The sequence below is a fragment of the Streptococcus sp. X13SY08 genome (genome assembly GCF_001182825.2).
In the GTDB taxonomy this organism is placed as follows: Bacteria; Bacillota; Bacilli; order Lactobacillales; family Streptococcaceae; genus Streptococcus.
In genome coordinates, this window is record NZ_LFYO02000003.1 from 181,208 (window position 1) to 201,502 (window position 20,295).

Sequence of the window (20,295 nt, forward strand, 5' to 3'; positions counted from 1 at the left end):
GGACGGAACACCCATCACACTGTAAACAAATATTACGAATTCGTATAGGAGAGATCATGAACAAAACAACTTTCATGGCTAAATCAGGCCAAGTTGAACGCAAATGGTACGTAGTAGACGCTACTGATGTACCTCTTGGACGTCTTTCTGCAGTAGTTGCTAGTGTACTTCGCGGAAAAAACAAACCAACTTTCACACCACACACTGATACAGGTGACTTCGTGATCGTTATCAATGCTGAAAAAGTTAAATTGACTGGTAAAAAAGCAACAGATAAAGTTTACTACACTCACTCATTGCATCCAGGTGGTTTGAAATCAATCACAGCTGGTGAACTTCGTTCTAAAAATGCTGTTCGTTTGATTGAAAAATCTGTTAAAGGTATGCTTCCACATAACACTCTTGGACGCGCACAAGGCATGAAATTGAAAGTCTTCGTTGGCGGTGAGCACACTCACGCAGCACAACAGCCAGAAGTACTTGATATCTCAGGACTTATCTAAGAAGAAAGGAGCAAATAAATAATGGCACAAGCACAATATGCAGGTACTGGCCGTCGTAAAAACGCTGTTGCACGCGTTCGTTTGGTTCCAGGTACTGGTAAAATCACAGTTAACAAAAAAGATGTAGAAGCGTACATCCCGCACGCTGACTTGCGTCTTGTTATCAACCAACCATTTGCAGTTACTTCAACTGAAGGTGCATACGACGTTTTCGTTAACGTTAATGGTGGTGGATACGGTGGTCAATCAGGTGCGATCCGTCACGGTATCGCTCGCGCATTGCTTCAAGTAGACCCAGACTTCCGCGATTCATTGAAACGCGCTGGCCTTCTTACACGTGATGCACGTATGGTTGAACGTAAAAAACCAGGTCTTAAGAAAGCTCGTAAAGCTTCACAATTCTCAAAACGTTAATATATTGTTATATCAACGTTTCAAGCACTCAAGAGTTTTACCTCAGGGGTGCTTTTTTCGTGAATTTTCGAAAAGTTTACTTTATTAAAATTGCTTGTACTTATAACGTCAGTTACCGTATCTAGTACAGATAATTCAAAGATGACCTAAAAAATAGATCTCAGTTTTTGTGAGCTCAGATAGTGTATACACGCTATCGAAAAAATAAACGTCAGGAAAGGCCAGAGCAGCGTTTTTCCTGATGTTTGTTAATATCTGGGGACACTCTTCAGATCCCTCATTCTATTGTTGTTGATTTATCGCTGTCATCACTTGTTCGGCAATTACTTTAGCCAGTAACGGCGGGACGGCATTACCTACTTGAGTGAATTGTGGTGTTTCTTTTGCTCGCTTATCGCCTCCGGTAGTGCGCTTTCCTAAAAATTCAAAGCTATCATCAAAAGATTGTAGTCTTGCCATTTCTCTAACGGTTAAAACACGATTAAAGAATGGGTGAATATAGTCATCTGGCAATGTTACCATAGTAGGAGAAACAGTAACTTGGCTAAGGCGAACTCGAATGCTTTTTTTAGTAAAGATTGCTTCAATTGCTGCAGGAGTTAAATCTCCATCTCTTAGCATTTTTGAAAACTTATCTCCTGTAATTTCTGAGTTTAAATGACTCTTGACTTCATTCCAAAATAGTTCAGCGTCCTCAAATGATGTTTTTAATCTGAGTGCTAATGATTTTAAAATATGTTGTCTAACTACTGAGTTATCATTATCATTCATTGACAATAAACCAAGTTGACGATTTGTAAATTGTAGCCATCGTTCTGATTTAAAACTTTCTTGAAACAGATCTTGTTTTTTTAGTTGTTTGAGAATGTGAGGTTGGTTTGCTTTGCCATTGAGTTGAAATAAGCTTTCGATGAATAGATTGGGATAATCTCTCTGTAATTCTAATCCTTCTAATTGGATTCTATTAACAGCTTTAGCCCTGTTCTCGCCTTGTTGATATAATGAAAATCGTTGCATCACAATATCATCGTGTTTTGAGGTTTCCATATTCGATGGGTTCACATTTACAATGGGATGGCCATTAACATTGGGTGTTCTCCCCAATTGACTTTGTAAGGAATAATCTGTTTCATAGTTAAATCCCCCGTCATAAAGGTCACCTAAAGCATCGTAAACAGTAACGCATGGAATATCATTGTCACTTTCTGGATATTCTATAGGAGTTACATCGTTGCGATATGCTAAAAATACAACTCGATTTCTTTGTTGTGGAACGCCAAAGTTCGCAGCATTCAGAACCTGAACATCAAGTAAAGTGTACCCCAGTTCTTCCAATTCATTTCTAAGAATGGATTGAACCAAATTCTGTCCTTCGTAAATTCTATTATCAAGTACGCTTGGAAAGTCTAACATCTGCATATCTAAAATACCGGTCACATTTTCCATAACTACATAACGTGGCATAACGTCTTTAATAATTCGCAGATATTCATGAAAGAGCATATTTCTAGGGTCTTTTGAATCTCTTTTTCCTAGACGGCTGAAACCTTGGCAAGGGGGACCGCCAAAAATAACATCCACAGTTCCCTTTTCAAAAATATTCCCATATTTCAAGGAGTTGATTGATTGAAAAATTTTATCAGAAGTAAGTTCTTTTATATCAGCAAGTTCAAAGTGTGTATCGACACCTTCAATTAAACCTAATTGTTGATGTCGGTTCGTATATGTTTCTTCTGCCATAGGGCTTTTATCGCTGGAGAAGATAATATCAAATCCAGCTTGGAGGATTCCTTCACTAAATCCTCCAGCACCACAGAATAAGTCTATTGCATAGGGCATAATTTACCTCGAATTGTGTATTTACTACCTTAGTAGTATATCAGAATTTTATTGAAAAGTCCAGGAGTTGCCACTGTTCTATTTATATATCCGTAAAAGAGTTTTAAAGCCAGTCAAAATGTAAATTAAAATGAATTTCAACATAAACAAAAGTTGTAATATAAAGAAAAATGATAGTTGGAGAATGGTTATGGAGCGATATATCAAAGAAAATATTGAACGATTACTTTATTCGAGTGAATTAACACAAAATGATCTAGCTAAGCAGACGGGACTTAGCAGGCAAACGGTCAATAAATTATTATCTTCTAATACAGATCATAGCCCAAAATTTTCAACTTTAATAGAGGTTTCCAATGCCTTATCAATTAATTTTCCAGAGCTTCTTACTAGAACCGATAAAATCAGTGCCTCTAAATATTTTTATCTAAATTCGGTGGAGGATTACAAAAATATACTTATGCAAAATGTGAAGTTATATTTGAGAGGTTGGAAGCAGTTTTCATTGAGTAATTCAAGTGGAGTTAGAGAATCTACTATAAGTAATCTTGTAAATAGTAAATACTCCGATATTTATTTTTCAACAATAGAAAGTCTTGCTGAGGAAATGGAAGTTTCGCTTGCTGATTTATTTAAGAGGGGAGAAAACTAATGCAATTTATTCCATATGATGATGAGTTAGAGGTTATCAACATGATACATAAATATAATTATAACGATTATACTGTTATCAGATTGACGCAAACAATGCTAAATAAAAGCATCATCGATGCAAATGGTTTTTTGAGGAAATTGCTGCTAGATAATGACTTATTGGATTTTAAAAAATTAACGGATAAAGTTTATTTGACAGCTAATCTGGTGTTGGGTGATCAAAAACACGAAGTAAAAATCAGCTTCTATAAAGCCAATAAAAGAGGCGATGAGCGATTTTGGATATACGGATTGGGGGAGTTTATAAGGTCATCTCAAATCAGTGTTAACGACTTGATTTATATTACTGTAAATAATCAAAAAGAACTTACTTTATTTAATGTTACACGAAGTATTCCTAGAAGTAGCACTATTATACACCTGTTTGGACAAGATAAAGTCGAAGATTCGTTAAATAGGTTGATTCCATTGATTAAATCTATAGCAAAACAAGGATTTCATAGAAATTCTAAAGGTGTAGGTAAGATTGCTCCGAAAGATGCCGGGGATACTCTGGAGTCACTTTTGGGAATTAAAACTAATAATAATCAAGAAGCTGATTTTGAGGGAATCATTGAGCTAAAATCAAAATCCGCTAAAACATTGGATACTCTATTCACTCTACGTCCCGATTTTGAAGGAACACCCGTTGCAGAGTTTGAGCTGAACGACAGAAGCAGAGCATCAGCATTTGCTCGCATGTATGGCTATGACTCAGACAAGCATTTAGGATATAAGAGCTTATATATTACAATAGGTTCAGAAGAAAATCCTCAAAATAACCAAGGATTCTATCTGGCAGTTAATGATGGAGATAATATTGTCGAGTTACGAAAACAAGAAAATAAGAGAAGTGTTTTGTCTGCCTTTTGGACATTTAAAGCATTGGAGGAAGAATTACATAAAAAACACCCAGCTACCTTATGGGTGAAAGTTGAATCTCAAATGGATGGTGAAATAGGTCGATTCAAGTATGTTGAGGCTGAGTTAACTCGTTCACCACAATTTATGACTTTTCTTTCTCTGATAAAATCAGGAGCAATTATCTATGACTGGCGAGGTTATACAACCCCGTCAGGCAAGTACGCAGGCAAGAATCATGGTAATGCTTGGCGGATAAAAAATAAGCAAAGAAGTTTGTTATTTGGTAGTACAGAAGTGATTCAATTAGATGAAGTAAACAGTTAGAAAGGTTGAGGGTTGCTTAATGACTAAAAAGATTGATTTTCATATCCATACTGTTTCAAGTATAAAGGATTCTGGGGTTGTATTTTCGTTAGAGTGGCTGAAAAAATATGTTGAAGCAACAGAATTAGATGCTATAGCAATAACAAACCATGACTTATTTGATAAGAAAAATTTTGAAGAAATTACGGTAGCTTTAGATGAAGTTAAAGTTTATCCTGGAATTGAGCTTGCCTTAGATGTTGGACATGTAAATATCGTCTTTCCTGTTACTTGCATTGATGAATTATCTGTTTTTTCAGATTGGTTATTTCAAATTCATCAAACCCAGTCAGACAGCATAACAAGCGAACAGTTATGTGAACAATTGCCTTGTTGGAATCAAGGTATCTATATATTTGAACTCGGAAAGAGTAAAGGAATTAAAAAAATTCCAAGTGTATTAAGTAGCGTTGTACATGTTGGTGGTGTCCCTAACCAACTAAGGTTCAATGTCGCTCATAATAATCCTGATAGTTTAATCCCTTGTTTATTTAGTGATGCTCACGCAACAGATAATGATACGGATGACCGAAATGATATTCAAAAATTACAAAACAAACAGACCTATCTACAGGTTGATTCATGTGAATTGGAGGATATAAAAAGATGTTTGCGTGATAGAAGTAAAATAAGTGTAAATAAGGATAATTTGCAAGATGTTATCAACATTAACGGAGTAAATATTTCTTCAGGTCTTAACTTAGTAGTAGGAAAACGTGGGACTGGTAAAACTCATTTTTTGGAAAAGATAAAGGAGGAGTATAGCGAGGATAAATACTATGAAATAAAACAATTTGAAACCGCTCGTGCTGACGAATATATTGAGAAACAAAGAAAAGAACAAAGTTTAATGGCTCTACATTCTTGGCAAGAAAAATATAAAACTCAATTTTTGAAAGTTAAAGACTATTTAAATAATGATGAAACGGAACAAGAAAACATTGGAGGCTTTTTGAACGATGTTAAAAAATTTGCTAATGAAATGGCTAGGAGTCAATCAAGTCAAAAATATTTATTATTTCAAGAAACCGAATATGAATTATCCAACATAGAGTTTATAAAAAATGCACTTGTAAATATTAAAGAGGTTATTGAAAAAGATGAAATATGGGGTTTGTTGCTAAATAGTATTAAAAAGAAAAATAATTTTATTGATGTTTATTCAGAGCTTAGAGAGCGATACTTGAAATTCAAACAAGAGAACGAGATTAAGAAAAAAGTTAATGAAGTTATGGTTGAGGTCAAAACTACTCTTACAGCTCGTACTGGAATTTCAAATGTTCAAAAATGCAGTATTAACAAAGTTATTCATAGGCAACAATTAGAGAAAAAAATAAATGAATTTCTAAAAGGTATTGTTGCTGAGACTTCGTTAAAAAATGAACGTCTGCTTGATTCAGATGGGATTCCTGCTTCTGGTGGGCAAGCTGTAGGTTTTGCTCTGATGTTAAGATTAAATGAAGCTAAAAATAATCCGATTATACTAATAGATGAGCCAGAATCATCTTTAGATAACGCTTATATAAAAAATGAGTTGAATAAAGAATTGAAGCAACTTGCAAGAAATAGTATGGTTGTTGTTATAACACATAATTCTACATTAGGTACATTACTAGAGCCAGATTATTTGATTATCACTTTAAAAGACAATAATGGAAATTATTCTATTATGTCAGGGGAATTCAGTTCCAGTAAAATAAAAGACTCTATTAATGGTCTTGAGGAAAAAAGTCACGATAAATTTATTGAAGCGATGGAGTCTGGAATGGATTCCTACACTAAGAAAGGAGAGATATATACAAATCTTAATAATTGATGATAAAGGGTGTTATTTTTGATAGATAACGATAGGATAAAGCCAGAAGCCCTATCTAAAAGCAATTTGCTGAAATTGTTCAATGAAATTTACCAGTTAGAAGATATAGATGCAATCCAGATTCCTAAGGAAGATGAGATTGATAACATCAAAAATCCGGTAGAAAAAGAAATTATTAGTCAAATTATTCAAAAAGTTATTGAATTTGTTAATAATTTGGAACAAATAAAACAGGATATAGAATCTTCATTCCCAATCTTAAATACTGAAGAACAATTTGGTTAATATTATCTTTTAGTTGATAAATGATTGCAGTCAGGATACTTATTAGTAATAAGAATGCAGTAGGATGTCTATTACTTGAATAATGGATACTGAACCAATTATGAAAAGCATGATTTCCATAATCTTAGTATTTTGTGAATCGTTAAATTGATGTTTTTCTTTGATTAAGCTAAGTTCCTCTTGTTTCAACTTTTCTATGTATTCATCATGAGCGAAATCTGAATTTTCTTTAAGATGACTGAAAAGGTCAAAAACACTCCTAATAGGAAGTCGATACATAAAAAGAGACGATTTTTTATAATTGTGAACCCATTCGTTAAAGCGAATGAGATGTTTTTCATTTGAGAGGTGGAATTTTTCAAGACCGTCCATTATAGTTTCTTCGAGACAAATTAATTGGAAAAAGGGAGTAGCAGAAGATAAAAAGAAGCTAGCTTGTTGTAGAAAATTAGATTCAAAATCACTAGAATTATCGCTATTCCAAATGATGTAATTTGCTCCTTTATTGATATAATTAATAGGCTCTAAATTAAAATAGTTTGTTAGATAGTGTCTTGATTTTTCTTTAGAAGATAGAGATTGTAAACTATATGGGGCGTTAATCATCCATGTGTATAATTTGTCTTTTTTAAAGAACTCCAATGTATTCATAGCACTCATATTAGTAATGAAGTGCAACATAAAAAAACGTTCGCTTAATTGAATCCCTCCATTTATTGAAGATAATTCTTTTATTATGTAATTTAAAATATCGTCTAATTGCTGGGCAGAGTTTAAAGAGTAAGATTTCTTTTTCTTTGTAAAGTCAGGAAATAGACTGGCTGCCATTTTAGTATAAGGGTAAAGAAAGTCGATATTATAAAAGGACTCTCTCAAATCCTCAAATAATTCAATTATTATTGAACCATTTTGGTAAACGGTAAGTGTAACGAAATAAAGATATATTTCATCATCTATACCAACTTCTATAAGAGGGGTGAAGACAAATTTAATAAATTGATTGCTTTCTACATTAGATAACCAATTTTGTTTTTTCGTCTCTAGCTTTGTGAAGTATAAATCTAAATAGTCGTTGTTTTTTTTATCGATTTCCTCTTTTAAATTAGCTATATCAGAAGGAACATCCCAAGATTTATGTTTTTTGGTGGAAAATTGACTATCTTTAGTGCCTATCAACACTATTATTGTAGCGGGATGGTTTTCGAATTTTTGAGTTATTATTTCTGTTAACTTACTATTTTTGATTTTGTACAAGTCGGTACTTAACATATAAAAAGCAGTTATCTTTATTTTTTCAATTTTCTTGGAAATTTCTGGTATTGTTTCTAAATAATCTACACCATTATTTTTTTCATATTTATCTCCATAAAAAATTTTCTTAGGGTAATTATGTCATATCTTAAAGGCCATAGTTTTAATCAGTTAAAATTCAGTTATTTTGCTAAAATCAAAAGAAAAAAGCCTTTGAAACGTTGGTTTCATAGGCTCTTGCTTTAATCAATTATTTAACTTCTGTAAACACAACATGTTTACGCAATTTTGGTGAGTATTTTTTCAATTGGATACGGTCCGGAGTGTTACGTTTGTTTTTTGAAGTAAGGTACAAGCGTTCACCAGATTCTTTGTGTTCAAGTGTAATATTTACGCGCATGGTATCTCCCTTCTATTATTCAGCTGAAGCTGCTTTTTCGATTTTACGTCCTTTGTAGTATCCTCTCAAAGATACACGGTGAGAACGTGAGTAATCTCCAGTAGTTTCATCAAATTTAACAGTTGGAGTTGTTACTTTGTAGTGAGTGCGACGTTTGTTTTTCTTCGCTTTTGATGTGCGACGTGCAGGTACTGCCATTTTTATGTCTTCCTTTCGAATGTTAGGTTTTAATTTTCATCAACTCTAATAGTATAACAGAAGATTTTTGTAAAGTAAAGTTACTTGACAGATTTTTTTGAAAAAAAGCTCTGCTATTCTCCAAAAAGGGCTAGAAACATGGTAAAATAATAAAGATTAAATCAGTAAGAGAAAGGAATCGAGCGTGTGTTCAAACTGAACACGAGCTAAAAATGTCGCGAAAAAGATAAACCGCCTCGTGTCTAAGGACACAGCATTGGTTTCCTATTTTCGTCTCGTTTTTGGACGCTCTTTGTATCTTGAATATGCGATTACAAAAACCTAAAGGAACCCAAGACATCTTGCCTCAGGAAGCTGCTAAATGGCAATATGTAGAAAATCTAGCGCGAGATATTTTTAAACAATACAATTATGGCGAAATCCGTACGCCTATGTTTGAGCACTACGAAGTCATCTCTCGTTCAGTGGGCGATACGACCGATATCGTGACCAAGGAAATGTATGATTTCTATGACAAGGGAGACCGTCATATCACGCTTCGTCCGGAAGGAACTGCTCCGGTTGTTCGTTCATTCGTAGAAAACAAACTTTTTGCACCAGAAGTACAAAAGCCTGTCAAGATGTACTATATCGGCTCTATGTTCCGTTATGAACGTCCGCAGGCAGGGCGCTTACGTGAATTCCACCAGATTGGTGTGGAAGCTTTTGGTTCGCCAAATCCAGCGACGGATGTGGAAACGATTGCCATGGCTTATCACCTTTTTGAAACGCTTGGGATTAAGGATCTTGTTCTTCATCTCAATAGCCTAGGAAATCCGTCTAGCCGTGCGGCTTACCGTCAGGCCTTGATTGATTATTTAACGCCTATGCGTGAGAGCTTGTCAAAAGACAGCCAGCGTCGTTTGGATGAAAATCCCTTGCGCGTACTAGATTCCAAAGAAAAAGAAGATAAAATTGTGGTAGAAAATGCGCCTTCTATTTTGGATTTCTTAGATGAAGAGAGCCAAGCTCATTTTGATCAAGTACGTAGCATGCTGGAAACTCTCAACATTCCTTATATCATCGATACCAATATGGTTCGTGGCTTGGTGCAGGCGGTCGCTACGATGGTTTGGTTGAGTATTTTGGCGGTCCAGAAACATCAGGTTTCGGATTTGGACTCGGCTTGGAACGCCTTCTTTTGGTGCTTGATAAGCAAGGAATCGCTCTTCCTATTGAAGACGCCATGGACGTTTATATCGCAGTTTTAGGCGCGGAGGCTAATAGGAAAGCGCTGGAGCTTGTTCAATCCATCCGCAAGCAAGGCTTTAAAGCAGAGCGTGATGTCCTTAACCGCAAGCTGAAAGCCCAATTTAAATCCGCAGATGTTTTCAACGCTACAGCCCTGATTGCTCTAGGTGGGAGCGAAGTGGAAGCAAGTCAAGTCATCGTTAAAAATAATGCGACGCGTCGAGAAGTTGTTGCAACTTTTGAACAAATCGAAAGTGAATTTTCAGGAATTCTCGCGAAATTAAATGATGATTCTTCAGAAAATCTATAATAAAAATGAAATCTTTCCGAAAAGGGAAGATTTTTTCTTGTGAAACAAAAAAAGTTTGGAAAACATTTCACAATTGATTATCTAAAAAACTGATAACGAAAAGAATTTGATACTGTTTTCACAAATTGAACAAAAACAAATTGTGAAGTTATTAACAAACTCTTTGCAAAGTTCTGGAAATACGATATAATAAGGTTGTGAAAAAGTTAGTAAATAATAGTTAACAGAAAAAATATTGGAGGAACTTTTCAATGGCTGATAAAAATGTATCACCTGAAGACAAAATGGCAGAAGCACAGGCTCACGTAGATGAGTTGGTGCAAAAAGGGCTTGTGGCTCTTGATGAATTCCGTAAATTAAACCAAGAGCAAGTAGACTACATCGTAGCGAAAGCTTCTGTAGCAGCACTTGATGCTCACGGTATCTTGGCAGAGCATGCTATCAACGAAACTGGTCGTGGTGTTTTTGAAGATAAAGCGACTAAAAACCTTTTTGCTTGTGAACACGTTGTGAATAACATGCGTGGTGTCAAAACGGTTGGTGTTATCGAAGATGATCCAATGACTGGTTTGACAAAAATTGCTGAGCCAGTTGGTGTTATCTGTGGTGTTACGCCTACAACAAACCCAACTTCAACAGCTATCTTCAAATCATTGATTGCTTTGAAAACACGTAATCCAATCGTATTTGGTTTCCATCCATCTGCTCAAGAATCATCTGCTCACGCAGCACGCATCGTTCGTGACGCAGCTATCGCAGCTGGTGCTCCTGAAAACTGTATCCAATGGATTTCAAAATCATCTATGGAAGCAACAGGCGCTCTCATGAACCACGATGGTATCGCAACAATTCTTGCGACTGGTGGTAATGCAATGGTTCGCGCAGCTTATTCTTGTGGTAAACCTGCTCTTGGTGTAGGTGCTGGTAACGTACCTGCCTACATCGAAAAATCAGCAGATATCCGTCAAGCAGCTCACGATATCGTGATGTCTAAATCATTTGACAATGGTATGGTTTGTGCCTCAGAACAAGCAGTTATCATCGATAAAGAAATCTATGACGAATTTGTTGCTGAATTCAAATCTTACAAAACTTACTTCGTTAATAAAAAAGAAAAAGCTCTTCTTGAAGAATTCTGCTTCGGCACAAAAGCCAACAGCAAAAACTGTGCTGGTGCTAAATTAAATGCAGACATCGTTGGTAAACCAGCAACTTGGATTGCAGAACAAGCAGGATTTGCTGTTCCAGAAGGAACAAATATCTTGGCTGCTGAATGTGCAGAAGTTGGTGTCGATGAGCCATTGACTCGTGAAAAATTGTCTCCAGTTATCGCAGTCTTGAAAGCAGAAGATGTGGAAGACGGACTCAAAAAAGCACGTCAAATGGTTGAATTCAACGGTCTTGGTCACTCAGCTGCTATCCATACAAAAGACGAAGAACTTGCAAAACGTTTCGGTACGGAAATGAAAGCAATGCGTATCATCTGGAACTCTCCATCTACATTTGGTGGTATCGGGGACGTTTACAACGCATTCATTCCATCATTGACACTTGGATGTGGTTCATATGGCCGCAACTCAGTTGGTGATAACGTATCAGCTATCAACCTTCTTAACATCAAGAAAGTAGGGAAACGTAGAAATAATATGCAATGGTTTAAAGTTCCTTCAAAAATCTACTTCGAACGTAACTCTATCCAATACCTCCAAACTGCTGAAGGTTTAGAACGCGTTATGATCGTGACAGATAAATCAATCGAAAAACTCGGTTTTGTTCAACGTGTTATTGACCAATTGAACTTGCGTCCAAATAAAGTAACTGTTCAAGTCTTCTCAGATGTTGAGCCAGATCCAGATATCACAACGGTTCGTCGTGGTGCTGAAGTCATGAAAGCCTTCGAGCCTGACACAGTTATCGCTCTTGGTGGTGGTTCTCCAATGGATGCGGCTAAAATTATGTGGCTCTTCTACGAGCAACCAGAAGTGGACTTCCGTGACCTTGTCCAAAAATTCATGGATATCCGTAAACGTGCTTTCAAATTCCCTTCACTTGGTAAGAAAGCGAAATACATTGGTATCCCAACAACATCTGGTACAGGTTCTGAAGTAACACCATTTGCCGTGGTTTCTGATAAAGCAAACAACCGTAAATACCCACTTGCTGACTACTCATTGACCCCAACTATTGCTATTGTTGACCCTGCTTTGGTAGAATCAGTTCCTGGCTTTATCGCTGCAGATACTGGTATGGACGTATTGACTCACGCAACAGAAGCTTACACTTCAAACTTTGCGAATGATTACACAGACGGTATTGCACTTCAAGCTATTAAATTGGTCTTCCAATATTTGAAAGCATCTGTTTTGGAAGCTGATCCAGAAGCACGCGAAAAAATGCATAACGCTTCTACAATGGCTGGTATGGCTTTCGCCAATGCTTTCCTTGGAACGAGCCACTCAATGGCGCATAAGATTGGTGGTATTCACCATACTGTCCATGGTCGTACAAATGCTATTCTATTGCCATACGTTATTCGTTACAACGGTACTCGTCCATCTAAAACAACAACATGGCCTAAGTACAACTACTGGAAAGCAGACGAAAAATTCCAAGATATCGCTCGCATGCTTGGCTTGCCAGCATCAACTCCAGAAGAAGCGGTTCAATCATATGCCAAAGCAGTTTACGAACTCGGTGAAGCTGTCGGCATCAAGATGAACTTTAAAGATCAAGGAATTGATGAAAAAGTTTGGAAAGATGGCCTCCGTGAAATTGCTATGCTTGCTTACGAAGACCAATGTTCACCTGCTAACCCGCGCTTGCCACTTGTAAAAGATATGGAAGAAATTTTAGCGGATGCTTACTATGGTTACGCTGAGCGTCCAGGTCGCTTGAAATAAATGTTTTCATCCCAGTTCTTCGTTAAGGCTTCTCGATGGAGCTAAGTTCTATCGAGAAGCCTTGCTTTAAACTATATAGAAAAAATCGATTTTAAAAAGTAAAGATTTTTGGTGCGGGTCTTTGCTAAGTCGTCTTGCTGACCTTCAGTCCAAGCTGCGACTTCTTGCCTAGCCTATCTTTGAAATCTGTGACTTGGAAAGATAGATTTGCTGTGAGATATTCCCTTCCCCTTTGGAATATAGCAAAAGAAACAGCAGTATTACAGAGTGGAGTGTTGCTTTGCGCATCCTCTACCATAACTTAACTTAGTTCTCTGATATTATTTATTTCCCACTTGAAATGTTGTGAAACGTGTCAAGTCAAAACAGCAACCAAGGGAGAGGTTGCTGTTTTTGTTTTTGAATGATATGCAACGCATAGTTGAGTTGCTCTCAAAAAAGTAGTATAATAAATTACTATTTTATGGAGCGGAGATCTCCTAGGAGGAAATATGAAAAAAGAATCATCGAACCTAAGTCTTAAAATAATTTTTGCCTCGTTTTTTGCACTTCTTGCTGTGTTGAGTCTGGCAGCATGTTCATTGTTTAAAGGTCAAAGCATTGATGGAAAGTGGACTAGCCCGACTGCTGCACAAGAATTGTTATCAGAAGCTATGGGTGAGGCAAATGTTAAAGAAATATTTACCTATTCAGATCATACTTTTTCGGAAATTTTGACGGACGCTTCAGTGGATTTATCGATAAAAAACGATAAGGCTGTGATGCAGATTAGTATGATGGTAGATCACGCTGCATTTTTAACAGCAATGTCTGATGAATATAAGGCTGGATTGGAAGAATCATTAGCTTCTTCAGGACTAACCTATGAAGAATTGGATGATGCTTCAAAAAAACTTTACAATGAGTCCATGCCAACGGAAGAAAAACTAAATGAGCTGATTGATCAAACGTTTGAAATGATGGCTTCTGGGATGGACAGGACTTATGATAAAGAAGCTGGAATGATTACAACTGAATTGTTCAAAGGAAAGGTTAACCGTAATAGCCGAGTAATTGAGTTGACGGACATGAATAGCCTAGCGGGCTATAGCCTGAAAGACGGAGATAAGCAATCTTATATCTATGAAGGTGGCGATAAACTTGTCTTGAATGGCGCGGCTGTAGACGGCAAAGATATGGTTTTTGAATTAGTCAAATAAAAGAAATGAGTTTGGAGAGACGGCAATCCAAACTCATTTTTTATAGTTTTGAAAATAAGTGCAAATTTTCTGACGATTTAGTATTAACTTTATGATATAATGGTAAAAAGACTATGGAGAAGAGGTTTTCCCATGACATTACTCTACCAATCAACGCGTGACGCGACCAATCGCGTTACAGCTAGTCAGGCTATTTTGCAAGGTTTGGCAGTGGACGGTGGACTCTTTACCCCTGTTGACTTTCCGCAGGTTAATCTAGATTTTTCCCAGTTGAAACACGCCAGCTATCAGGAAGTAGCCAAGCTTGTTTTGTCTGTCTTCTTGGATGATTTTACAGAAGAGGAGCTAGATGTTTGTATTGCATCTGCTTATGATGACAAATTTGATACAGATATCATTGCACCGATTGTTAAACTGGGTAATCAGTACAATTTAGAACTATTCCACGGATCGACTATTGCTTTTAAAGATATGGCTTTGTCTATCTTGCCTTATTTATTGACCACTGCAGCTAAAAAGCAAGGCGTAGACCGTAAAATTGTCATTTTGACGGCTACTTCTGGAGACACTGGAAAAGCTGCTATGGCAGGATTTGCAAATGTCCCTGGGACAGAAATTATTGTCTTTTATCCAGATGGTGCTGTTAGCAAGATTCAAGAATTGCAAATGACGACGCAAGAAGGTGCCAATACACATGTGGTTGCGATCAAAGGAAATTTTGACGATGCTCAAACGGACGTTAAACGCATGTTTAATGATGCGGAGTTGCGTCAAAAACTCTGGGATCATCAAGCGCAGTTTTCTTCAGCCAATTCTATGAATATCGGTCGCTTGATACCGCAGGTTGTCTACTATGTCTATGCTTATGCACAAATGGTGAAAACAAGCGCTATTGTGGTAGGTGATGCCATTAATATCACGGTTCCTACGGGGGATTTTGGGAATATATTAGCGGCTTATTACGCTAGTCGTATTGGGCTTCCTGTCCATAAATTGATTTGTGCTTCCAATGAAAATAAGGTTTTGACGGATTTCTTTGCGACTGGAATCTATGATAAAAAACGTGAATTTAAGGTGATAACTAGTCCTTCTATGGATATTTTAGTTTCATCAAACTTGGAACGTCTTATTTTCCATTTGGTGGGTAATGATGCGGCCAAGACTAAGGAATTGATGACGTCACTTTCGGAAAAAGAAAACTATCGATTGACAGATGCTAGTCAAGAAATTTTGGATTTGTTTGAAGCAGGCTATGCAACAGAAAGTGAGACAGCGCAGGAAATTAAGCGTGTCTACGATGAGACTGGTTACGTAGAAGACCCTCACACGGCAGTGGCATCAGCTGTCTACCGAGATTATGTAGAGCGTACAGGAGACAAAACTCCGACTATTATTGCCTCGACAGCTAGTCCTTATAAATTTCCTCAAGTGGTAGTTGAAGCCATCAACGGCAGAAAATCGACAGATGATTTCACAGCAGTCTTGGAATTGTTTGCCCTCTCAAAAGTGGCGATCCCATCAGCTGTTAAGGGATTAGACAATGCATTAGTCGTGCATGATACGGTTGTTTCTATTGACCAAATGCAGACCGAGGTGGAAGACTATCTGGGATTGAACTAAAGAATAAAGAAAAGAAGCGAATTGCTTCTTTTCTAATGTACAGAAATGATGTATAACGATAATATGACAGAAACGAAGAAAATTTTAGGACTGGCTTTACCAGCGATGGCAGAGAATTTTTTACAGATGCTGATGAGTATGGTGGATTCTTATTTAATTGCATTTTTAGGAATTTCCACTCTATCAGGAGTGTCGGTGGCTGGAAATATTCTCAGCATCTATCAGGCGCTTTTTATTGCGCTTGGTGCAGCTGTGTCGTCCGTCATTGCCAAGTATCTTGGGCAAGGAAATCAAGCGGAAGTTGCTAAGCAATCCAGTCAAGCTCTGCTATTGACGACAATTCTCAGTTTGTTTTTGGGAATGCTCTCCCTTTTTGGAGGAAATTCTATGCTAGCCCTTTTAGGGACGGAAACGGTAGTCGCTCGCATTGGAGGTCTCTATCTAGCTTGGGTTGGCGGAGCATCACTATTTCTGGGGCTAATGACGACCTTGGGTAGCATTTTACGAGCTAGCGGACGGACGCAGGTGCCCATGTATGTCGGTCTTTTATCCAACGCTCTTAATCTAGCTTTGTCTGCGCTTTTTGTTTTCATTCTCCAGTGGGGTGTAGCAGGTGTGGCGCTTGGGACAGTCATTGCAAGAGCTGTGGGAGCCTTGATCTTATGGAAACTTTTGCCGTTTAAGCTACCAAGGTTGACAAAAAAATGGGAGCTTGATTTGTTCCACATAGCATTTTCTGCTGCTGGTGAACGCCTTATGATGCGGGCTGGTGATGTCGTCATCGTGGCCTTGATTGTTTCTTTGGGAACAGCTGCGGTGGCGGGGAATTCCATTGGGGAGACACTGACACAATTCAATTATATGCCAGGACTTGGATTCGCGACGGCGACTGTTATCTTGGTTGCCAATGCTCGTGGAGCAGGGGATTTGCTTGCTGTAAAATCGATTATCAAACGAAGTTTTCTACTTTCTCTTACTTTCATGTTGCTGATTTCAGGAATCCTATTTTCGTTTGGGCAATCTTTAACTTATCTCTATACGGATCATTCCGATGCGGTAGCAGCTAGTTTGATAGTGCTTTTAGCCTCTTTTGTGGGAACTCCTGCAACTGCTGGAACACTGATTTACACAGCGGCTTGGCAGGGTGCAGGCAACGCACGCTTGCCATTTTACGCAACGACCATTGGGATGTGGTGTATTCGCATTGGTGTCGGCTATGTTTTGACGCAGATGCTTGATTTTGGAGTAGCAGGCGTATGGATTGCCACGATTTTAGATAACATTTTTCGTTGGTTCTTTTTATATTTCATGTTTTTAAAACAATTTAAGGTTTCTTTAAGTTAACATTTGTATACTCAAGTTATTCTTTTTCATATATCTCCCAAAGAGACCAAGTTTTACTTGGTCTCTTTGACTTTGTCTCCTGAAATTTTCTGCTTTTTAGAGAAAATGGTATAATAGGTAAGATAACATACTAAAGAGGGAAATTTTGTGATTCAAGGGAAATCAACTGGGAAAATTATTTTAATGGGGGAGCATGCGGTTGTCTATGGGCAGCCGGCTATTGCCATGCCTTTTTCTGCAATTGAAATCGTATCAACGGTTACAGAAGCTGGGCAGGCGCTTACAGTCTCCTGTGATTTTTATAGTGGTTTAGTTCACGAGATGCCCAAAGTATGGGAAAGTTTAAAACATGCTATTCGCTTTTCTCTTTACCGCATCGGGGCGCCTACTGATCCCGCTATTCATATCGAAATTACGTCGACCATTCCTGCAGAACGCGGAATGGGTTCTAGTGCAGCAGTGGCGGTTGCAGTAGCACGCTCTCTCTTTGCGTTTTATGACAAGGAGTTGACCAATGAGGAATTGTGGGATATCGTACAGTCTTCTGAAAAAATTGCCCACGGTAATCCTTCGGGTGTGGATGCGGCGACAACGAGTGGAACTTCACCAGTTTTTTTTGTGAAAAACCAACCCATTGAACCAATAAATGTTCATTTAGATGCATACTTGGTAGTGGCAGATACAGGTAAAACGGGTCATACGTTAGAAGCTATTGAGGATGTAGCTCTGTTGTTGGCGGAAAATGCCGTAGCGCAAGAGTGGATTGAGGCATTGGGAGCCTTGACCCAAGAGGCTAAGAGATGTTTACTGGAAAATCGGCCTGAAGATTTGGGAGCTATTATGAGTCAAGCTCATACTTATTTGCAACACTTGGGTGTCTCTGATCCTCTACTGGACGGATTTATTTCCATTGCTCAAGAAAATGGTGCTCTCGGTGCTAAATTAACAGGTGGTGGTCGTGGTGGATGCATGATTGCCTTGGTAAAAGATCAGTTACAGGCTAGAGACTTGGCAGATATACTCATGGAAGCAAGTGCCAAGCAAACCTGGATACAATTTTTAGGAGAATAAGATGACGCAAAAAATAGGTATCGCGCGTGCACATACCAATATTGCTTTAATAAAATATTGGGGCAAACGAGATAAAGAATTATTTTTGCCCATGAATTCGAGTTTGTCTTTGACCTTGGATGCTTTTTATACAGATACAAAGGTCATTTTTGATGACAAATTTGAGTCAGATAGCTTTTATCTCAATGGGAAATTACAATCTCAAAAAGAAATTGAAAAAATTTCTCGTTTTTTAGATTTATTTCGCGAATATATAGGTGAGGACAAATTTGCTTGCGTGGAGAGTTTGAATTTTGTACCAACGGCAGCAGGACTCGCTAGTTCAGCTTCAGCCTTTGCAGCATTTGCCATGGCCATCAATCAGGCATTGGACTTGCAGATGTCATCACAACAATTATCTACATTTGCTCGTCGCGGTTCAGGATCAAGCACTCGTAGCTTGTTCGGTGGTTTTGTCGAATGGGACATGGGGACTAGTTCGGAAGATTCAATGGCTCGTCCTATTGACGATGCAGATTGGGGAATCGGGATGCTAATTTTGGCAGTTGATACTAATCAGAAAAAAATTGCTAGTCGTGTTGGTATGGATCATACGGTGGCAACCTCGTCATTCTATGAGGCTTGGGTGGCGACAGCTAAAGAGGATTTACGTGCGATTAAAGAAGCCATCAAGGCGCATGATTTCGAGGCAGTTGGACGCATTACAGAGCACAACGGCATGAAAATGCACGCGACGACTCTTTCGGCCAATCCGCCTTTTGCCTATTGGACAACAGATACTTTGAAAGCACAGGAAGCTGTCCGAAACGTGCGTGAGGATTTGGGAATTCCTGCCTATATGACCATGGATGCGGGCCCAAATGTCAAAGTGCTCTGCCGTCAAGAAGATATGGATGATCTCCAAAGTGCCCTAGCAACCTATCTGCCGGCTGAGCGAATCATCCCCTCTCTTCCAGGTGATGGTGCACGTACTTTGACAGAAAAGGAATGGCGTTCGTCTCTTGCCGCATTTGCAGACAATCAGAAGGAAATCATGGTATGAGAGTTCAAGAAAAAGCGCCGGGGAAACTCTATCTAGCTGGGGAATATGCAGTTGTAGAAGCGGGGTATCCTGCTCTTATTGCTGCCATGGATCAATATATCACAGTGACGGCTGAAAAATCTGAAAGTGGCAGACTTTATTCAAGTCAAAATCCCAGTCTGGTGCTAGCGTGGAAAAGGGAAAGTGGACAGCTTTCTTTCTCGATGAAGCATCCTTATGCTTCAATAGAAAGTGCCATGAGGACAGCGGAAACTTATGCAGTTGAGCAAGGCTGCTCGGCGCAAGGACATTACCACCTTTCGGTAGATTCTGAATTGGATCACGCTGAAACTGGAACCAAGTACGGACTCGGTTCATCGGGTGCGGTAACGGTAGCAGTTATAAAATCCCTCTTGGCCTATTATGGTCTTTCTAAGCATCCGCTAGTCATTTATAAACTAGCAGTCCTAGCTCAGATGAAGCTAGAAATGACTGGATCTTTTGGGGATATAGCAGCATCTAGCTTTGGGGGTGTCATTGCCTATTCTTCTGTCAATCGTACTTGGTTGTCCCAAGCTATGGCTAGGCAATCCATCAAGGAACTTGTGGACTCAGAGTGGAAAAATCTGGAGATTAGAGCAGTTCAATTGCCAATGTCTATTCAGTTGATGGTGGGATGGACAGGGGCGTCAGCTTCAACGGACCAATTGGTTCAGCACTTCTTGAAAATCGCCAGCTTTTACAAGAATTTTCACAGGCCATGGGCTTGGTCATCGAGACACCCTTGTTAAAGACCCTTTGTGAGGTGGCTAGTCGGCACGGTGCGCCAGCTAAAACATCAGGCGCTGGTGGTGGAGACTGTGGTATCTGTTTTGTGGCTCAGCCCCTTATGCGCTCCGCTATTGCCCAAGAATGGAGCCAAAAAGGGATTCAACCACTGACTATTTCAATCGCCCCGAGGGCTTAAGGAGAAT

18 protein-coding genes and 1 pseudogene are annotated in these 20,295 nt (G+C 38.4%); 15 read left to right on the forward strand and 4 right to left on the reverse strand.

Going from position 1 to position 20,295, the window contains the following annotated elements; genetic code table 11:
• Nucleotides 1-56 precede the first annotated feature (56 nt).
• Together rplM and rpsI are read left to right on the forward strand one after the other, a co-directional pair.
• On the forward strand, nucleotides 57-503 hold the full coding sequence (rplM, locus tag AEX56_RS06570; RefSeq protein ID WP_049618418.1) for a 50S ribosomal protein L13: 447 nt from the start codon (nucleotides 57-59) through the stop codon (nucleotides 501-503).
• 21 nt (nucleotides 504-524) lie between these two features.
• The gene (rpsI, locus tag AEX56_RS06575; protein WP_049618419.1) at nucleotides 525-917 is read left to right on the forward strand and encodes a 30S ribosomal protein S9; all 393 of its coding nucleotides are present in this window, start codon (nucleotides 525-527) and stop codon (nucleotides 915-917) included.
• 282 nt (nucleotides 918-1,199) lie between these two features.
• Here the strand turns inward: rpsI and AEX56_RS06580 are convergent, their stop codons facing one another.
• Nucleotides 1,200-2,756: a DNA cytosine methyltransferase gene (locus AEX56_RS06580; protein ID WP_049618420.1), complete on the reverse strand. Its 1,557-nt coding sequence runs from the start codon at nucleotides 2,754-2,756 to the stop codon at nucleotides 1,200-1,202.
• A 190-nt stretch (nucleotides 2,757-2,946) separates the two neighbouring features.
• Here AEX56_RS06580 and AEX56_RS06585 point away from each other — a divergent pair, with 190 nt between their 5' ends.
• Genes AEX56_RS06585 through AEX56_RS06600 form a run of 4 tightly spaced genes read left to right on the forward strand, consistent with a single transcriptional unit; the run spans nucleotide 2,947 to nucleotide 6,777 of the window.
• Nucleotides 2,947-3,408 carry a helix-turn-helix domain-containing protein gene (locus tag AEX56_RS06585; RefSeq protein ID WP_049618555.1) on the forward strand — a complete coding sequence of 154 codons (462 nt, stop codon included), beginning with the start codon at nucleotides 2,947-2,949 and terminating at the stop codon, nucleotides 3,406-3,408.
• Nucleotides 3,408-4,637, forward strand: coding sequence for an MvaI/BcnI family restriction endonuclease (locus tag AEX56_RS06590; protein WP_049618421.1), 1,230 nt, complete (start codon nucleotides 3,408-3,410; stop codon nucleotides 4,635-4,637). The genes AEX56_RS06585 and AEX56_RS06590 overlap by 1 nt, the downstream gene beginning before the upstream one ends.
• A 19-nt stretch (nucleotides 4,638-4,656) precedes the next feature.
• Nucleotides 4,657-6,492 carry a hypothetical protein gene (locus AEX56_RS06595; protein ID WP_049618422.1) on the forward strand — a complete coding sequence of 612 codons (1,836 nt, stop codon included), beginning with the start codon at nucleotides 4,657-4,659 and terminating at the stop codon, nucleotides 6,490-6,492.
• Nucleotides 6,493-6,501: 9 nt separating this feature from the next.
• Nucleotides 6,502-6,777, forward strand: a complete 276-nt coding sequence (locus tag AEX56_RS06600; RefSeq protein ID WP_236683018.1) for a hypothetical protein — start codon at nucleotides 6,502-6,504, stop codon at nucleotides 6,775-6,777.
• A 42-nt stretch (nucleotides 6,778-6,819) separates the two neighbouring features.
• Here the strand turns inward: AEX56_RS06600 and AEX56_RS06605 are convergent, their stop codons facing one another.
• From AEX56_RS06605 to rpmF, 3 genes are all read right to left on the reverse strand, one after another.
• Complete coding sequence (locus AEX56_RS06605; protein ID WP_201776494.1) at nucleotides 6,820-8,046, reverse strand: hypothetical protein; 1,227 nt, start codon at nucleotides 8,044-8,046, stop codon at nucleotides 6,820-6,822.
• A 232-nt stretch (nucleotides 8,047-8,278) separates the two neighbouring features.
• Complete coding sequence (rpmG, locus tag AEX56_RS06610; RefSeq protein WP_049618424.1) at nucleotides 8,279-8,428, reverse strand: 50S ribosomal protein L33; 150 nt, start codon at nucleotides 8,426-8,428, stop codon at nucleotides 8,279-8,281.
• Nucleotides 8,429-8,443: 15 nt separating this feature from the next.
• Nucleotides 8,444-8,626, reverse strand: a complete 183-nt coding sequence (rpmF, locus tag AEX56_RS06615) for a 50S ribosomal protein L32 (RefSeq protein WP_049618425.1) — start codon at nucleotides 8,624-8,626, stop codon at nucleotides 8,444-8,446.
• Between the two features lie 305 nt (nucleotides 8,627-8,931).
• Here rpmF and hisS point away from each other — a divergent pair.
• From hisS to AEX56_RS09115, 9 genes and pseudogenes are all read left to right on the forward strand, one after another.
• Nucleotides 8,932-10,166: pseudogene (hisS, locus tag AEX56_RS06620) on the forward strand (histidine--tRNA ligase).
• A 251-nt stretch (nucleotides 10,167-10,417) separates the two neighbouring features.
• Complete coding sequence (gene adhE / locus AEX56_RS06625) at nucleotides 10,418-13,066, forward strand: bifunctional acetaldehyde-CoA/alcohol dehydrogenase (protein ID WP_049618426.1); 2,649 nt, start codon at nucleotides 10,418-10,420, stop codon at nucleotides 13,064-13,066.
• A 491-nt stretch (nucleotides 13,067-13,557) separates the two neighbouring features.
• A complete protein-coding gene (locus tag AEX56_RS06630) occupies nucleotides 13,558-14,265 on the forward strand; it encodes a hypothetical protein (RefSeq protein ID WP_049618427.1) in 708 nt (235 codons plus the stop codon).
• A 132-nt stretch (nucleotides 14,266-14,397) separates the two neighbouring features.
• On the forward strand, nucleotides 14,398-15,885 hold the full coding sequence (gene thrC / locus AEX56_RS06635) for a threonine synthase (protein ID WP_049618428.1): 1,488 nt from the start codon (nucleotides 14,398-14,400) through the stop codon (nucleotides 15,883-15,885).
• Nucleotides 15,886-15,948: 63 nt separating this feature from the next.
• Nucleotides 15,949-17,229, forward strand: a complete 1,281-nt coding sequence (locus tag AEX56_RS06640) for an MATE family efflux transporter (protein ID WP_049618556.1) — start codon at nucleotides 15,949-15,951, stop codon at nucleotides 17,227-17,229.
• Nucleotides 17,230-17,376: 147 nt separating this feature from the next.
• Nucleotides 17,377-18,300 (forward strand): mevalonate kinase, encoded by a 924-nt coding sequence (mvk, locus tag AEX56_RS06645; protein ID WP_049618429.1) that lies wholly within the window; start codon nucleotides 17,377-17,379, stop codon nucleotides 18,298-18,300.
• Nucleotide 18,301: 1 nt separating this feature from the next.
• Nucleotides 18,302-19,342, forward strand: coding sequence for a diphosphomevalonate decarboxylase (gene mvaD / locus AEX56_RS06650; RefSeq protein ID WP_049618430.1), 1,041 nt, complete (start codon nucleotides 18,302-18,304; stop codon nucleotides 19,340-19,342).
• The gene (locus AEX56_RS06655) at nucleotides 19,339-20,112 is read left to right on the forward strand and encodes a phosphomevalonate kinase (RefSeq protein WP_236683019.1); all 774 of its coding nucleotides are present in this window, start codon (nucleotides 19,339-19,341) and stop codon (nucleotides 20,110-20,112) included. The genes mvaD and AEX56_RS06655 overlap by 4 nt, the downstream gene beginning before the upstream one ends.
• Nucleotides 20,106-20,288: a hypothetical protein gene (locus AEX56_RS09115; RefSeq protein ID WP_236683020.1), complete on the forward strand. Its 183-nt coding sequence runs from the start codon at nucleotides 20,106-20,108 to the stop codon at nucleotides 20,286-20,288. The genes AEX56_RS06655 and AEX56_RS09115 overlap by 7 nt, the downstream gene beginning before the upstream one ends.
• The last annotated feature ends 7 nt before the right edge of the window (nucleotides 20,289-20,295 follow it).

Excerpts from the sequence above, each read along its gene's own strand:
- adhE (WP_049618426.1), top strand. The coding sequence starts at position 10,418 with ATGGCTGATAAAAATGTATCACCTGAAGACAAAATGGCAGAAGCACAG.
- AEX56_RS06630 (WP_049618427.1), top strand. The coding sequence starts at position 13,558 with ATGAAAAAAGAATCATCGAACCTAAGTCTTAAAATAATTTTTGCCTCG.
- thrC (WP_049618428.1), top strand. The coding sequence starts at position 14,398 with ATGACATTACTCTACCAATCAACGCGTGACGCGACCAATCGCGTTACA.
- AEX56_RS06605 (WP_201776494.1), bottom strand. The coding sequence starts at position 8,046 with ATGTTAAGTACCGACTTGTACAAAATCAAAAATAGTAAGTTAACAGAA.
- AEX56_RS06580 (WP_049618420.1), bottom strand. The coding sequence starts at position 2,756 with ATGCCCTATGCAATAGACTTATTCTGTGGTGCTGGAGGATTTAGTGAA.
- AEX56_RS06590 (WP_049618421.1), top strand. The coding sequence starts at position 3,408 with ATGCAATTTATTCCATATGATGATGAGTTAGAGGTTATCAACATGATA.
- rpsI (WP_049618419.1), top strand. The coding sequence starts at position 525 with ATGGCACAAGCACAATATGCAGGTACTGGCCGTCGTAAAAACGCTGTT.
- rplM (WP_049618418.1), top strand. The coding sequence starts at position 57 with ATGAACAAAACAACTTTCATGGCTAAATCAGGCCAAGTTGAACGCAAA.
- rpmF (WP_049618425.1), bottom strand. The coding sequence starts at position 8,626 with ATGGCAGTACCTGCACGTCGCACATCAAAAGCGAAGAAAAACAAACGT.
- AEX56_RS06585 (WP_049618555.1), top strand. The coding sequence starts at position 2,947 with ATGGAGCGATATATCAAAGAAAATATTGAACGATTACTTTATTCGAGT.
- AEX56_RS06655 (WP_236683019.1), top strand. The coding sequence starts at position 19,339 with ATGAGAGTTCAAGAAAAAGCGCCGGGGAAACTCTATCTAGCTGGGGAA.
- AEX56_RS06640 (WP_049618556.1), top strand. The coding sequence starts at position 15,949 with ATGACAGAAACGAAGAAAATTTTAGGACTGGCTTTACCAGCGATGGCA.
- rpmG (WP_049618424.1), bottom strand. The coding sequence starts at position 8,428 with ATGCGCGTAAATATTACACTTGAACACAAAGAATCTGGTGAACGCTTG.
- mvaD (WP_049618430.1), top strand. The coding sequence starts at position 18,302 with ATGACGCAAAAAATAGGTATCGCGCGTGCACATACCAATATTGCTTTA.
- AEX56_RS06595 (WP_049618422.1), top strand. The coding sequence starts at position 4,657 with ATGACTAAAAAGATTGATTTTCATATCCATACTGTTTCAAGTATAAAG.